Genomic DNA, 14,149 nt, shown 5'->3' with positions numbered 1-14,149 from the left:
CGATCATGCTGCAAATATCCTGTCCCTGGTGCGGTCCGCGTGACGAGATCGAGTTCCGTTGCGGCGGCCAGAGCCACGTCATCCGCCCCGGACCGCCCGAGGCGATCGATGACCTGACCTGGGGCCGCTATCTGAGTGAGAAAATCAATCCGCGTGGCGAACATCTCGAACGCTGGCTGCATGCCTCTGGCTGTCGCCGCTGGTTCAACGTCGCGCGCGATACCGCGACCCACCGCATCCGCGCGGTCTATCATATGGTCGAACAGCCGCCGGCCATCGCCGACGAGGGAGGCGCACGATGAGCGGCGGCGCCCAGCGCCTCCGTCTCGCCACCGGCGGACGGATCGATCGCAGCCGGCCACTGTCCTTCCGCTTCGAAGGGCGCGACTATGCCGGTTATGCGGGCGACACGCTCGCCTCCGCCCTGCTGGCGAACGGCGTGCGACTGGTCGGCCGATCGTTCAAATATCACCGCCCGCGCGGGATCATCGGTTTCGGGCCTGAGGAGCCCAACGCGCTGATGCAGCTCGGTACCGGAGCCCGCACCGCCCCCAATCTGCGCGCGACGGAGATCCGGCTGCACGACGGGCTGAAAGCGAAGGCTGTCAATTGCTGGCCCAGTGTCCGGTTCGATATCGGGGGGGTGAACAATCTCGCCTCGCGCTTCCTGGTGGCGGGCTTCTACTACAAGACCTTCATGTGGCCGCACTGGCATGTCTATGAAGGCTTCATCCGGCGGGCTGCAGGACTGGGCAAGGCCCCGAAGAGCGCCGATCCCGACCGGTACGAGACACGCTTCGCCCATTGCGACGTGCTGGTGGTCGGCTCCGGCCCGGCCGGGCTTGCCGCGGCGCGTTCGGCGGCGGCCGGTGGCGCACGGGTGATCCTTGTCGAGCAGGATCATATGCTCGGTGGCCGTCTGCGCTGGGATGGCGGCGAAGTCGACGGCATGGCGGGCGACCGTTGGGCAGAGGAAACGGCCGCGGCGCTCGGCGCGATGCCGCATGTCCGCATCCTTCCCAACACCACCGTCACCGGCTATTTCGATCATGACGCGCTGACGATGGTGGAAACGGTGTCGGGCGACGATCCCGCGGCGCCCGCGCATTTGCCGCGCTATCGCCAGTGGCAAGTGCGCGCGGGCCGGGTCGTGCTCGCCACTGGGGCGATCGAACGGCCGCTGGTCTTCCCCGGCAATGACCGGCCGGGCGTCATGCTGGCGGGTTCGGTCCGCCATTATCTCGCGCGCTACGGCGTGCGGGCCGGCGACCGTGCGTTGATCTTCACCAACAATGACGAAGCCTATCGCACTGCTGTCGCCTTCCATGAGGCGGGGGGCGTGGTCGCGGCGGTCGTCGACAGCCGCGCCGCCGTCGACGCGACGGTTGCCGCGTCGGTCGAAACTCTGGGCATATGCCTCTTGCGCGGGGCGGCGGTCGTGGCGACTAAGGGGGCAAAGGCGTTGCGGGGGGCGACGATCCGCACGGCGGAGGGCGGCCATGTCCACTTTGCCTGCGATCTGCTGGCGATGTCCGGGGGGAGCAATCCGAATGTGAATCTCTTCTCCCAATCGGGCGGCCGGCTCGCCTACGACGAGGAACTGACCGCCTTTCGTCCCGATGTCTCGGTTCAGAACGAGCGTTCGGTCGGTGCGGCGGCCGGCCTGCGCACTTTGCAGGAAGCCCTCATCAGTGGACATGCCGCGGGCCAGGAGGGCGGCAATGCGCCGAGAGCGACCCAGGCCCACGCGCCATCGGCCATCACCGCCTGCTGGCAGGTCGATGCGCCGGGCAAGGCTTTCGTCGATATGCAGAACGACGTCAGCGCCGACGATATCGGGCTGGCCGCGCGGGAAAGCTTCCGCTCGGTCGAGCATCTCAAGCGCTACACGACGCTCGGCATGGCATCCGACCAGGGCAAGACATCGAACGTCAATGCGCTGGCGATCATGGCCGGGCTGACCGGGCAAGGGATCGGCGAGACCGGCACGACCCGTTTCCGCTTCCCCTTCGTGCCGATGGCGCTCGGCGCCTTCGCCGGTCGCGCGCATGGCGAACTGCTGCGGCCGCTGCGCCGCCTGGCGCTGCACGATCGCCATGTCGCGCTGGGCGCGATCATGGAGGATTATGGCTGGGTCCGGCCTTCGGCCTATCCGCAACCCGGCGAGAGCCGCTCCGAGGCGGAACAGCGCGAGGCTAAGAGGGTGCGTGACGGCGTCGGCATCTTCGATGGGTCGCCGCTCGGCAAGATCGAAGTGCGCGGCCCCGACGCCGGCAAGCTGCTCGACTTTGTCTATGCCAGCGCGATGTCGACCCTGAAGGTCGGAAAGGTTCGCTACGGCCTGATGCTCAACGAACTTGGCGTGGTCATCGACGACGGCGTCTGCGCGCGGCTGGGCGAAGATCATTTCCTGGTCGGCGCATCGAGCGCGGGGGCCGATCGTATCGCGGCCTGGCTGGAGGAATGGCTGCAGTGCGAATTCGTCGACTATGACGTCCTCGTCGCGCCGGTGACGACGAGCTGGTCGGTGATCACCCTGACCGGCCCCAATGCCCGCGACCTGCTGACCGATGCAGGGACGAGCTTCCCGCTGGCAGGCGACGCCTTCCCGCATATGAGCTTCCAGACCGGCACGGTCGGCGGCATTGAGGCGCGGGTCATGCGGGTCAGCTATACCGGCGAGACCTCCTACGAGGTTAACGTTCCCACCGGGCGTACTATCGAGCTGTGGGATATGCTGATGCGGCTCGGTCAGCGCCATGGCGTGGCCCCGATCGGCATCGATGCCTGGAACCTGCTGCGCCTCGAAAAGGGCTATCTGCACATCGGTGCCGACACCGACGGGACCACCACGCCGCTCAACATCGGCTGGGACCATGTCTTGCGACGCAAGGGCGATTTCGCCGGCAAGCGATCACTGATGCTCGATATCCACAAGGATTCGAAACGGCTGCAACTGGTGGGGCTGCGGACCGAAGCCGGCGACATGCTGCCGATCGGCGCCCATATCGTGAAGGGCGTCGGCGCGGAGCGGGAGAGTGACGGCTTCGTCACCTCCAGCGTGTTCAGTCCGACCTTCGGAAAGGGCGTCGCCATGGCGCTGGTTCATGGCGGCACCGGCCGGATCGGCCAAAGCGTGACCTTGGAGCATCAGGGGCGGCGCCTGTCCGCAACCATCGTCCAGCCGACTCTCTATGATCCCGAAGGAGCGCGGCTCAATGGCTGACGGTTTTCAAGCGACGGCATCAACCGTCACGGTTCGCGAAATCGCGCCCGGGCCGATCACAACCCTGCGGCTGCGGCTTCCCACGGCAGACGATCTCGCCCGGATCGGAACGCTGATCGGAACGCCGCTGACGACCGTTCCCAATCGTGCGAGCGACGGCGCAGTGCGGGTGATCTGGATCGGCCTCGACGAATGGCTGATCCTTGGCGACACCGCTCCCCATGCCGCCCTGGAAGCCGCGGCCCGCGATGCCGCGGCGGCCTTGTCGGTCGGGGTGGGCGACGGCCGCTGCGTCTTCGAGGTGACCGGACCTGGGGCCGCCGACCTGATCAACAAGGCGAGTTCGCTCGACCTGAATCGGGTGCTGGCTACCCCCGAACAGACGGCGATGACCCTGTTCGCGCAGGTCAACGTCGTCATCGATCGGCCGCCGGGCCTCGATGGCTATCGGCTGATCTTCGACATCAGCATCCGCGACTATCTCCATCGCTGGTTCCGCGATGCGGTCGTCGAGTTCGGCTGACCGCACCCTTTCCCGTTCCCACCGTCATTTTCTTCGAGGGATTGCCATGAGCGACATCCTGCACGTCCTTACCTTGTCCTGCCCCGATCAGCCGGGTATTGTCAGCCGGGTGACCGGCCTGCTGTTCGACGCCGGCGGCAACATCCGCGAAGCCGCCCAGTTCGAGGATGGGGAAACCGGCAATTTCTTCATGCGTGTGCTGTTCACCCTGACCGAGGATCGGGGCGCAGCGCTGATCGAAAGCTTCGGGACGCTCGCCGACGCGCACGACATGACCTGGTCGATCCGACCCGCCGATGCGCCGCGCAAGGTGTTGCTGCTCGTCTCCAAGTTCGATCATTGCCTGGCCGATCTTCTCTATCGCTGGCGGATCGGCGAAATGCCGATGGACGTGGTCGGCATCGTCTCCAACCACCCGCGCGAGACTTATGAAGGGCTCGATCTCGGCGGGGTGCCCTTCCACCATTTCCCGATTACCCGCAACACCAAGGCCGAGCAGGAGGCCCGCATCAAGGCGGTGGTGGACGAGACCGGCGCCGAGCTGATCGTCCTCGCCCGCTACATGCAGATATTGTCGGACGATCTGGCCACTTTCCTGTCCGGACGGTGCATCAACATCCACCACAGCTTCCTGCCAGGCTTCAAGGGCGCCAAGCCCTATCACCAGGCGCATGCCCGGGGCGTGAAGATGATCGGTGCGACCGCGCATTATGTCACCGCCGATCTCGATGAAGGACCGATCATCGCGCAGGATGTCGAGCAGATCAGCCACGCGGATTCGCCCGAGGCGCTGGTGCGCAAAGGCCGCGATATCGAAAGCCGGGTCCTGGCCCGGGCCGTGCGCCATCACCTCGCCGACCGGGTGCTGCTCAACGGCGCCAAGACCGTAGTTTTCACGGACTGATCCGATGGCTGCCATCATCGACGGAAAGGCCATTGCGGCGGCGATCCAGGCCGAAGTCGCGGTCGGCGTGAAGGCGCTGGCCGCACAAGCTGTCGTGCCGGGGCTGGCGGTCGTGCTGGTCGGCGAGGATCCCGCCAGCATGGTCTATGTCGGCCGCAAGCTGGCCCAGACGCGCAAGGCGGGTATCCGCTCCTTCGAGCACCGCCTTCCGGCGGAGACCGGCGAGGATGAACTGCTGGGGCTGATCGATCGGCTCAACCGCGATTCGCAGGTCCACGGCATTCTCGTACAGCTGCCCCTCCCGAAACATATCCGCGCCGATCTGGTGCTCGATGCGATCGACCCGCTGAAGGATGTCGACGGCTTCCATCCAGTCAATGTCGGGCGGCTGTCGATCGGTACCGAAGGGCTGGTGCCCTGCACACCGCTCGGCTGCATGCTGCTGCTCGGAACGGTGATCGACGATTTCCGGGGTTTGAAGGCGGTGGTGATCGGCAAGTCGAACATCGTCGGCAAGCCGGTGGCGATGCTGCTGCTCGAACGCGAATGCACGGTCACGGTGACGCATATCCTGACCCGCAACCTGCCCGACATCGTCCGCACGGCCGACATCGTCGTGGTGGCGGCGGGCAGCCCCGGTCTGGTGCGCGGCCACTGGGTGAAGGCCGGGGCGGTCGTGATCGACGTCGGGATCAACCGGGTCGGCGAACCGGGCAGGGAGAGCCGACTGGTCGGCGACACCGCCTTCGAAGAGCTCGGCCATGCGGCGGCGATTACGCCGGTGCCGGGCGGCGTCGGGCCGATGACGGTCGCCTGCCTGTTACGGAATACGCTGGTTGCGGCGCGTCGTCAGCGAACGATCGGGGGCAAGGCTGATGCACTTTGACCAAAAAGGAGGCACCCGATCGCCTCTACGTCAATTGAACCGCGCCGGGTTTGCCGGAGGCTCCAACTCCTGAGAAGGTGGAGCCTGTATGAGCAAGACGACGAACAAATTTGCGCCTGAGGTCCGCGGGCGCGCGGTACGGATGGCGCTGGACCACGAAGCGGATCATCCGTCACGTGGGCTGCTATCGTTTCGATCTCAGAGAAGGTCGGCTGCGTTCCGCAGACGCTGCATGAGTGGGTGAAGAAGGCCGAGGTGGATAGCGGCAAGCGTGCTGGTGTCCCGACCGAAGTTGCTGACAAGGTGAAGGCGCTGGAGCGCGAAGTCCGCGAGTTGCGGCAGGCCAACGAGATTCTGCGCAAGGCGTCGGCATATTTTGCGCAGGCGGAGCTCGACCGCCCGTTCCGGCGATGATCGCCTTCATTGACGATCACCGTGATGCCTATCGGGTCGAGCCGATCTGCCGCGTTCTGCCGATCGCCCCATCTACCTATCACGAGCGCGTCGCGCAGCGACAAGATCCGACACGCCTGTCGGCGCGGGCGCAGCGGGATGTCGCCCTGAAGCCCGAGGTCGCGCGCGTGTTTGCCGAGAACTTCGCGGTCTACGGCGTGCGCAAGGTGTGGCGGCAGATGATGCGGGAGGGCGTGTCCGTCGCTCGCTGTACAGTCGCGCGTCTGATGCGTGAGATGGGCCTGGCAGGCGTGATCCGAGGCAAGCCGGTGCGCACGACCATCAGCGACAAGGCCGCGCCGTGCCCGCTCGATCACGTCAATAGCAGGTTCTACGCGCCAGCGCCGAACATGCTGTGGATGTCGGACTTCACCTACGTCGCGACCTGGCCCGGGTTCGTCTATGTCGCCTTCATCATCGACACCTACGCCAGGCGGATCGTCGGCTGGCGGACCAGCAGGACGGCGCATGCCAGCTTCGTCCTCGATGCCCTGGAACAGGCGCTTCATGATCGCCGGCCGGCCCATCGGGACGGCTTCATCCATCATAGCGACCGCGGGTCGCAGTACGTGTCCATCAAGTACACCGAGCGCCTCGCCGAAGCCGGTATCGAGCCATCGGTCGGCAGTGTCGGCAATAGCTACGACAACGCTTTGGCCGAGACCATCAACGGTCTCTACAAGGCCGAGGTGATCCACAGGCGCGGGCCGTGGCGCAGCTTTGAAGCGGTCGAGTATGCCACGCTCGAGTGGGTCGACTGGTTCAACCATCGCCGGCTGCTGGAGCCCATTGGCAACATCCCGCCTGCTGAAGCCGAAGATCTATATTATGCGGCCGCAAGCAATCTCGATATGGCAGCGTGACTCACAACCCAACGCCTCCGGCAGACCCGGCGCGGTTCAGATGCCCATTGCACTTGCATTCTGAGAGCATCCAACAAGCGGTCTTAGCGAATGCTCACGCCATTTCAGAGGTAGTTTCGCTTGTCGTCGGGAAAGCACTCGACATCTAGCAAAAGCTGAGCATGGGTAGTGCTGCTGAATCGCGGTCCTGATGAAGGTCGCTGCCCTGATCGGTCCGACCGACGGGGCTCTTGGTGGTGGGACGCAATCACGCGATCCCGAGGAGAACCACCATGGACGATACCCAGCAGCCCACCGAAGTCGCGCCCGCTGCCCCCATCCCTGCCCGACCGTCCAAAGCCGCGACCGTCACCAAGCTGCTCTCGCGCAACCGCGGCGCCACGCTGACGGAGATCATGGAGGCAACCCACTGGCAGCCGCATAGCACCCGCTCCTTCCTCTCGGGGATTCGCAAGAAGCAGGAGCTTCTCAAGGAAACCCGCCGCACCGGCGAGACCAGCTATCGGCTGGCCAGCTGATGGCCGGCATCGACGACCAACTGGCCGGGCTTGCGACGTTGTCGCAGGCCCAGCTCCGCACCGAATGGCGCAAATATCATAAGGGCCAGCTCATGCCGCTCGGCCTCGGCCGCGATCTCGCCAGCCGGGCCATCGCCTGGCAGATGCAGGAGCGCGTCCGCGGCGGCCTCACCACTGGCACCCGCCGCGAGCTAAAGCGCCTGACGAAGCAACTCGTCGAGACCGGCGATATCGATCTGGGCAAGGATCGCTCGATGAAACCGGGGACGAAGTTGGTCCGGCAATGGCATGGCATCATCTACCATGTGCTGGTGCTGGAGGACGGCTTCCAGTTCCAGGATCGCCAGTATCGCTCGCTCACCCCCATAGCCCGTGAAATCACCGGGGCAGCTTGGTCAGGCCCGCGCTTCTTCGGTCTGAAGGAGAAGCCTGATGCCGCGGCCCAGTGACGGCAAGCTGATCCGCTGCGCGGTCTACACCCGCAAGTCCGACGAGAAGGGCTTGGAGCAGGAGTTCAACAGCCTCGACGCTCAGCGCGAGGCCTGCGAGGCCTATATCGCCAGCCAGCGCCATGAGGGCTGGAAGCTCGTGCCCACCGCCTATGATGATGGCGGCCTGTCGGGCGGCACTATGGACCGCCCTGCCCTCAAACAGCTCCTCGCCGATATCAAGGCGGGCAAGGTCGACTGCATCGTCGTATACAAGATCGACCGGCTGACCCGCAGCCTCGCCGACTTCGCCCGGATCGTCGAGGTGCTCGACCAGAGCCAAGCCTCTTTCGTCAGCGTCACCCAGGCCTTCAACACCACCAGCAGCATGGGGCGCCTTACCCTCAACGTCCTGCTCTCCTTCGCCCAGTTCGAACGCGAGGTCACCAGCGAACGCATCCGCGACAAGATCGCGGCGTCCAAGGCCCGCGGCATGTGGATGGGTGGCGTTCCGCCACTCGGCTATGCCGTCGAGAACCGCAAGCTGGTGGTCGTCCCCGAAGATGCCGCCACGGTCCGCATGATCTTCGAGCGCTATCTGGAACTGAGTTCGGTGCTGGCGCTGGCGATCGATCTCGAAGAGCGCGGAATCCGCAGCAGGCCACGGATCGATCGTAGTGGTGTCGAGCGGGGCAACGCCGCCTTCAGCCGCGGCGCCCTCCACCTGATGCTGCAGAACCGCCTCTACCGCGGAGATATGGTCCACAAGGGCAAGGCCTATCCCGGTGAGCATGACGCGATCATCGACGCCGACCTGTTCGCGCAGGTCGGCGCTATGATCGCACAGAACCGGAACAACCATGTCGATGGCGTCCATGCCAGCGAACCGAGCCTGCTGGTAGGCAAGGTCTGGGACAGCTTCGGGCGACGGATGCCGCCCTCTCACAGCACCAAGCCCGGCAAGCGCTATCGCTATTATGCCAGCGACAACCGCGATGCTCGATTGAAGGAGCGTCGCCACCGAGTGCCAGCCGCCGAACTGGAGGCGATCATCATCGCACAGCTTCGCAAGCGGCTCGATGCGGGCGGTGGTTCGACATCATTCGCTTCGCACGCCGAGCAACGCCAACTGGTTGCGGAGACCATCGAGCGGATCGAGGTTCATCCGGACCGGATCGATATCGCCTTCATTGAGGCGGCGGGCCAGCCGATGCAGGTGTCGGTGCCGGCCTCGCTCATCCGGCGTGGCAATGAGAGTCGACTGGCTTTACCGCCAGAGCAGCGCGCCGTCGGAGCGAAGGACCCGGCGCTGATCAAGCTGGTCGCCAAGGCGCATATCGCCCGTGAGGCGGTCGCCGCCGCGGACAACAAGAGCATCGCCGACCTCGCCGCCGAGCAAGGGCTGAGCAGGAACTATTTCGGCGTGCTGCTCCGCATCTCCTACCTCGCGCCCGACATCGTCACAGCGATCCTTGAGGGGCGACAGCCGGCGCAGCTTAATCGGCAGCGGCTTGCGCGGATGACGAGCCTGCCGATCGAATGGCAGCAGCAGCGCGAGATGCTTGGGTTTGGGTGAAGGGCTAGCGCTATTTCCGGAGCGCGGCAGTGATCATCGCAGCCAGCGTTTCCTCGGCTCGGGTCCGCAGGCCGGCGTCCTTCGACGCCAGGTCCTGGCGGAGCCAGTCGGGGGCGTTCTCGATGACCTTGGTGATCGTGGCTGCGGTGTCGTCGGGGTTCATCGACGCCGCATTATCCGGAGTGTGGAAAGACACAAGCTGAATGGACGAGCCGCCACGGTCGGGCGGCGGAGAATGTCGGCTATCGGGGACAGTCCGGACTGTCGGCAATTAGCAATCCACCCCCGGTAGGCTGCCGTTTGTACGCTGCCTGCACGCGACAGCCTCGCGCTCAATGTCGGCTGCCTGGCTTCTCGCTCGTCGCGCCTAAGAGCGGAAGTTCGCTCCAGGTGATGATGCCATGCGGTCAACGGCAGAGATGTCGCGCGAAGATGTCGCGCCGGACGGCATACCTCTTTCAGGTAGCCTGTGCCTCAATGTCGCGAAAGCAGGCGTCAATCTGCGCGACGGGCGGTCGTCAGCCAACCGAGATCGGTCGCGTTGCGCAACATGTGAGATAGAGCGCATAGATCCGAAGCTGATCCGCCAAGTCTGGCCAGCATTTTCAGTCCCCGAGCCGACTACCGCTGGCGCTTGTTCCGTCTCCGTAACATATTTACTATAATCCGCAGCGCCCGTGGCACTGTTTCATCGCCAAACCAATCATGTGGAACGTCTACGGCTACATTCCCTTACCGTTAAGTTCCCTTCACTTGTCGTGGTGTGACGCCGAAACGTGCCTTGAATGCTCGGTTGAAGCTGCTGATATTCTCGAAACCGAGGCTGAACGCGACCTCGGTCACCGATGGTGAGCAGTTTCCGAAGCCGCCGAGTCTTCGACGGCATTCTTCGAGGCGCTTCGAACGGATCACCGTTGTCATGGTGGTGCCCCTGCTTGCGAAAAGCTGCCGCAGATAGCGTTCGCTGATGCCACAGGATCTCGAGATCAGCGCGGGGCTGAGGTCGGAGTTCTGAATATTGGTCTCGATGAACTTGTTCACGCGTTGAAGCATGGTTTCAGTGTGCCGGCTGCGCGCGCCTTCCGATTCGCTCTTCGCCGCGTTGGCGAAGGCTGTGGCGATGACGTCAAGGACGCTGTTGGCAAGAAATCGGGCTTCGACATCCTCGAGCACCTTTGCGGCACGCAAGCATGCGTGGATCATCTGGCTCGCGATATAGCCAAGCCCGTGGCTGGTCGACAGGCTCTGCCCCAGCCAGTCGCGATAGGTGAAGAGGCGCGCCTCCAGCGCCTGCCGCGGGATTTTCAGCCAGATCGCCTTCCACGCCTTGGCGACCTTGATCTCGTAGGTTCGGTTGCTGTCGATCAGCGCCAGCGAGCCGCGCCGCAGAAGGGTGGAGCGTCCATCCTGGGACAATTCGGCTTCACCGGCGACACCCAGCACGATCAGGACGACATCGACACGGGACTTGCGGATGGCTTGTTCGGTGCGGACGACCCGTGCGGGACTGCCCCAACTCGACGAATAGACGATGTCGGCGTCGCCGAGGCCCGACCTCAGGAAAACGCCGCCGAAATCCTTTCCGCCGACCTGTTCGACTTCATAGAAGATGTCTGACATCAGACCCGGCGTAAATCTCGGCATGCGCAGGACCTGCATGGACTGTTCCCTGCCAGACAGCTGGGTGACGAGGGAGGGAGCAGCTCCGACTGCGCCGCCCTTCTCTGTTTGCTCCGGGATCGCCAGCGTCTGGGTCGTCATGAACACAACTCCTGTCACCCGCATCGCCGCGGGAGCGCAACTTGTTTGGTTCAGGCCGCCGTGCCGCGATGTTCGCGTGCGGTGGCGAGGGTGAAATCATGCGAAAGGGTCAGGAACGGCGCGTCGGTCAGTGAGGCATCGGGAAGCCGCCCCGATTCCTGCTGCCGGTAATCGACGATGAGTTCCTGCTTGACGCCGAACACCGGATCACTCGCCAGATGCGGATCCCCCGCGACGAAGAGCATCGTGGTCAGCCGCTCGAAGCCGGGTGCCGCGATCAGGAAGTGCATATGACCGGGCCGCATATTGGAACGCGCCGTGCCCCGCATCAGTGCTCCGACAGGCCCGTCATCGGGGATCGGGTAGGAGGCCGGCATGACCGTGCGGAACCGGAAGTGGCCGTCCGTTCCGGTCCGGAACAGCCCCCGCATGGTGGTGTGCCCGTCCCGGAAGTCGGGCAGCATCATGTCGTAATGGCCATCGGCGTCCGAATGCCACACGTCGATCGTCGCATCCGCCACGGGGGCGCCGTTGACGTCCAGGACGCGGCCTTCGACGAAGAGCAGCGCGCCATCCACGCCGTCGGCGATGTCGGCGCCCATCGGGAATTCCGCCCTCCCTTCGAAGAAGAACGGCCCCAGCACGGAATTGGGCGTCGCGCCCGAGGGGTAGCGATGGTTGATCGCGTCCACCAATGTGGTGACGCCCAGCGTGTCCGACAGGAGGATGAACTCCTGTCGAATATCCGAGCACATCTGTCCCGTCGCGGTGAGGAAGTCGATCGCCTGAAACCATTCCTGCTCGGTCGGCTCGATCTGGCGAACGAAGCCGTGCAGATGGGTGATCAACGACGTCATAATCTGCTTGAACCGGGGGTCGGTCGTGCCGGACATCGCTTCGATGACGGCGGCGGTGATGGTCTGTTCGTCAATCTTGAGCATCTTGGCCGTCCTTCTCCAGGATGAGGTTGTGGTCGCCTGCCGGCATCTCTCCGGCCCAGGCACGCCGCATCAGCTGTCGGATCGCGGCGGCTTCGAGGGAGCGGGGATTCCAGTAGGCATTTTCGAGCGCCATCGTGGCCGCCTGGGCAGCATCGGTTTCAGCGAGGCCCAGGTCGCGCAGCGCGCGGCTGGCGCCGACGCGGCCAGCGAGTACCCAGAGCGCATGCGCGGGATCGTCGCTGCCCAGCGCGCGTGAAAGGCGCTCGATGGCGTCGGGCGCGGCCCTGGCATTATAGGCCACGACATGCGGCAATATCGCGGTGTGGGTTTCCGCATGGGGCAGATCGAAACTGCCGCCGAGGACGTGGCAGAGCTTATGATGCAGCGCGACGCCGGTCGAACCGAGGCAAACACCGCACAGCCACGCTCCATAGAGAGCATCGGACCGCGCCTCGCGATCGTCGGGGGCCGCGGCAATCCGGGGGAGGGCACCCGCCAGTGCCCGGACGGCCTCCTCGGCGATCAGGCTGATGATCGGGTTGCGGTCTTGCGCATAGAGCGCCTCAACCGCATGGGCGATGGCGTTGATACCCGACGTGCCCGACAGGCCGGGCGGCAGCGAGAGCGTCAGGTCGACGTCGTAGATGACGACTTCCGGTTGCACCTTCCGCGTCGATATCGTCGTCTTGAGGCCATGTTCGGTCTGCCCCAGGATCGGCGTCATTTCCGAGCCGGCGTAGGTGGTGGGCAGGACGATCTGCGGCAGGTCGGTCCGCAGGGCTATCGCCTTGGCCAGGCCGATCGTCGAGCCGCCACCCAGGGCCACGACCACATCGATGCCGGCACCCTCGACATATTGCATCGCCTCGTCGGTGATGCTGACTGGCGTGTGCATCGTCGCCTTGTCGTAGATGGCGATCGCCCGCCCGCCCAGCCGGGATGCCAGCCGCTCGACATCGCCGCGTTGCTGCGGTGTGGACAGCAGCAGGGCGCGCTCGACCGACAGCCGGTCCATCTCGTCGCCGACGCCGGCCGACGTGCCGGATCCGAAGACCACCCGGGTCGGTATGCCCTTGTAGATAAAGGATTGCATCTCGGTCTCCTGACCACTCCGGCCGGGGCGGCCGGAGTGGTTCCACGGGGATCAGTCGGCGAATTGGGCAAATGCGGTGTTGAACGAGCGGTTGGCGGCTTCCGCGAGCGGCAGCTTGCGATGCACGCGGGAAATGATCTCGACCCCCCAGGGGCCGGTGAAGCCGGTCTTCTTCACATTGGCGATGAAGCCCGGCAGGTCCCAGTCGCCCTCACCGCACAGGCGGCGATGATGCGCGGTATCTTCCCACAAGGTGCCCTGGACTTCGGCGGCCGCGTCGTTGAGCTCGACGCAGACCATGTAGCGCGCCGGAATGCGGGCGAGATCCGCATAATCATTGCCGCCGCGGGTGACGTGCCAGACATCGATGTCGAGCCCGCCATTGGGCTGGTTCGCGCCTTCGACGATGGCGAGGCCGACATCGACGGTGCGGACATTGCCGAACGGCATCAATTCCATCGCGATGGAGGTATCGACCGCCGCGGCGTCGCGGCACAAGGTGCCGAACGCGTCCTGCATCAGCGGGATGTTCGGGGTGAGTTCGGCTTCGGTCGGGTTGTTGATGTCGGCGCCGACGCCGGGGCCGATCTTGATCGCGCGGGCGCCGAGGGCGCCGGCGGCGTCGAGCATCAGCCTGCGAACCTTGTCGGACATCTCCCGGCGCTCGCCGTCCAGGAACCAGTCGATCAGAAATTCCAGCTCGACATGGCGAATGTCGTTGGCGTCGAGGATCCGCTTCATCTCGGTGAAGCCGATATAGTCGGCGATCGCGTAGACATCGTCGGTGAAGAAACCGAGGCCCTTGTAGCCGGCCTTTGCGGCGGCCTCGACCCGCGCCTTGAAGCCGAACGGGCTGACATGCTCGGGCCCGTAGGGATAGATATCGCCCGCGAGCGTGAAATAGGCGGCAAGTAGTTCAGGATTAGACATTAAATACCCCTCCAGAGGTTTGAGATGATCATCCGGACCCGCCGCGT

At 64.8% G+C, this 14,149-nt stretch carries 13 protein-coding genes, 1 pseudogene and 1 other annotated feature; of the genes and pseudogenes, 9 read left to right on the top strand and 5 right to left on the bottom strand.

Translation table 11 applies throughout. The features are described from left to right. Positions 1–5: 5 nt before the first annotated feature. From ASE22_RS21945 to ASE22_RS21900, 9 genes and pseudogenes are all read left to right on the top strand, one after another. Positions 6–302: a sarcosine oxidase subunit delta gene (locus tag ASE22_RS21945; RefSeq protein WP_056364571.1), complete on the top strand. Its 297-nt coding sequence runs from the start codon at positions 6–8 to the stop codon at positions 300–302. Continuing rightward, on the top strand, positions 299–3,226 hold the full coding sequence (locus tag ASE22_RS21940; RefSeq protein ID WP_056364569.1) for a sarcosine oxidase subunit alpha family protein: 2,928 nt from the start codon (positions 299–301) through the stop codon (positions 3,224–3,226). The genes ASE22_RS21945 and ASE22_RS21940 overlap by 4 nt, the downstream gene beginning before the upstream one ends. Further along, positions 3,219–3,749, top strand: coding sequence for a sarcosine oxidase subunit gamma (locus ASE22_RS21935; RefSeq protein ID WP_056364568.1), 531 nt, complete (start codon positions 3,219–3,221; stop codon positions 3,747–3,749). Before ASE22_RS21940 ends, ASE22_RS21935 begins: the two co-directional genes overlap by 8 nt. A gap of 46 nt (positions 3,750–3,795) precedes the next feature. Further along, entirely contained in the window at positions 3,796–4,653 is an 858-nt protein-coding gene (gene purU, locus ASE22_RS21930) for a formyltetrahydrofolate deformylase (protein ID WP_056364567.1), read from the top strand. Between the two features lie 4 nt (positions 4,654–4,657). Next, positions 4,658–5,539, top strand: coding sequence for a bifunctional 5,10-methylenetetrahydrofolate dehydrogenase/5,10-methenyltetrahydrofolate cyclohydrolase (locus ASE22_RS21925; RefSeq protein ID WP_056364566.1), 882 nt, complete (start codon positions 4,658–4,660; stop codon positions 5,537–5,539). Between the two features lie 88 nt (positions 5,540–5,627). Continuing rightward, positions 5,628–6,855, top strand: a pseudogene (locus ASE22_RS21915) (IS3 family transposase). After that, positions 5,908–6,024, top strand: a sequence feature (AL1L pseudoknot). (Overlaps the previous pseudogene by 117 nt.) Before the next feature lie 272 nt (positions 6,856–7,127). Beyond that, on the top strand, positions 7,128–7,373 hold the full coding sequence (locus ASE22_RS21910; RefSeq protein WP_056364562.1) for a DUF3489 domain-containing protein: 246 nt from the start codon (positions 7,128–7,130) through the stop codon (positions 7,371–7,373). Then, positions 7,373–7,822 (top strand): DUF2924 domain-containing protein, encoded by a 450-nt coding sequence (locus ASE22_RS21905; RefSeq protein ID WP_056364560.1) that lies wholly within the window; start codon positions 7,373–7,375, stop codon positions 7,820–7,822. The genes ASE22_RS21910 and ASE22_RS21905 overlap by 1 nt, the downstream gene beginning before the upstream one ends. Continuing rightward, positions 7,806–9,377, top strand: a complete 1,572-nt coding sequence (locus tag ASE22_RS21900; protein WP_056364558.1) for a recombinase family protein — start codon at positions 7,806–7,808, stop codon at positions 9,375–9,377. The genes ASE22_RS21905 and ASE22_RS21900 overlap by 17 nt, the downstream gene beginning before the upstream one ends. Positions 9,378–9,387: 10 nt before the next feature. Here the strand turns inward: ASE22_RS21900 and ASE22_RS27380 are convergent, their stop codons facing one another. From ASE22_RS27380 to ASE22_RS21880, 5 genes are all read right to left on the bottom strand, one after another. Further along, entirely contained in the window at positions 9,388–9,540 is a 153-nt protein-coding gene (locus tag ASE22_RS27380) for a DUF6771 family protein (protein ID WP_200933188.1), read from the bottom strand. Between the two features lie 575 nt (positions 9,541–10,115). Continuing rightward, positions 10,116–11,138, bottom strand: a complete 1,023-nt coding sequence (locus ASE22_RS21895; RefSeq protein WP_162248227.1) for a helix-turn-helix domain-containing protein — start codon at positions 11,136–11,138, stop codon at positions 10,116–10,118. Between the two features lie 50 nt (positions 11,139–11,188). Beyond that, positions 11,189–12,079: a dioxygenase family protein gene (locus ASE22_RS21890; protein ID WP_056364554.1), complete on the bottom strand. Its 891-nt coding sequence runs from the start codon at positions 12,077–12,079 to the stop codon at positions 11,189–11,191. After that, positions 12,066–13,172, bottom strand: a complete 1,107-nt coding sequence (locus ASE22_RS21885; RefSeq protein ID WP_056364552.1) for a maleylacetate reductase — start codon at positions 13,170–13,172, stop codon at positions 12,066–12,068. The genes ASE22_RS21890 and ASE22_RS21885 overlap by 14 nt, the downstream gene beginning before the upstream one ends. A gap of 51 nt (positions 13,173–13,223) precedes the next feature. Then, positions 13,224–14,102 (bottom strand): sugar phosphate isomerase/epimerase family protein, encoded by an 879-nt coding sequence (locus tag ASE22_RS21880; RefSeq protein ID WP_056364550.1) that lies wholly within the window; start codon positions 14,100–14,102, stop codon positions 13,224–13,226. Positions 14,103–14,149 lie beyond the last annotated feature (47 nt).

The sequence above is a fragment of the Sphingomonas sp. Root720 genome (assembly GCF_001428605.1).
Classification (GTDB): domain Bacteria; phylum Pseudomonadota; class Alphaproteobacteria; order Sphingomonadales; family Sphingomonadaceae; genus Rhizorhabdus.
The sequence above is the reverse complement of the archived record's forward strand: the minus strand, read 5'-3'. Positions and strand labels throughout refer to the sequence as shown.

What these genes read in the sequence shown, in the direction of transcription:
- ASE22_RS21945 (WP_056364571.1), top strand. Translation starts at nt 6, where the DNA reads ATGCTGCAAATATCCTGTCCCTGGTGCGGTCCGCGTGACGAGATCGAG.
- ASE22_RS21940 (WP_056364569.1), top strand. Translation starts at nt 299, where the DNA reads ATGAGCGGCGGCGCCCAGCGCCTCCGTCTCGCCACCGGCGGACGGATC.
- ASE22_RS21935 (WP_056364568.1), top strand. Translation starts at nt 3,219, where the DNA reads ATGGCTGACGGTTTTCAAGCGACGGCATCAACCGTCACGGTTCGCGAA.
- purU (WP_056364567.1), top strand. Translation starts at nt 3,796, where the DNA reads ATGAGCGACATCCTGCACGTCCTTACCTTGTCCTGCCCCGATCAGCCG.
- ASE22_RS21925 (WP_056364566.1), top strand. Translation starts at nt 4,658, where the DNA reads ATGGCTGCCATCATCGACGGAAAGGCCATTGCGGCGGCGATCCAGGCC.
- ASE22_RS21910 (WP_056364562.1), top strand. Translation starts at nt 7,128, where the DNA reads ATGGACGATACCCAGCAGCCCACCGAAGTCGCGCCCGCTGCCCCCATC.
- ASE22_RS21905 (WP_056364560.1), top strand. Translation starts at nt 7,373, where the DNA reads ATGGCCGGCATCGACGACCAACTGGCCGGGCTTGCGACGTTGTCGCAG.
- ASE22_RS21900 (WP_056364558.1), top strand. Translation starts at nt 7,806, where the DNA reads ATGCCGCGGCCCAGTGACGGCAAGCTGATCCGCTGCGCGGTCTACACC.
- ASE22_RS27380 (WP_200933188.1), bottom strand. Translation starts at nt 9,540, where the DNA reads ATGAACCCCGACGACACCGCAGCCACGATCACCAAGGTCATCGAGAAC.
- ASE22_RS21895 (WP_162248227.1), bottom strand. Translation starts at nt 11,138, where the DNA reads ATGACGACCCAGACGCTGGCGATCCCGGAGCAAACAGAGAAGGGCGGC.
- ASE22_RS21890 (WP_056364554.1), bottom strand. Translation starts at nt 12,079, where the DNA reads ATGCTCAAGATTGACGAACAGACCATCACCGCCGCCGTCATCGAAGCG.
- ASE22_RS21885 (WP_056364552.1), bottom strand. Translation starts at nt 13,172, where the DNA reads ATGCAATCCTTTATCTACAAGGGCATACCGACCCGGGTGGTCTTCGGA.
- ASE22_RS21880 (WP_056364550.1), bottom strand. Translation starts at nt 14,102, where the DNA reads ATGTCTAATCCTGAACTACTTGCCGCCTATTTCACGCTCGCGGGCGAT.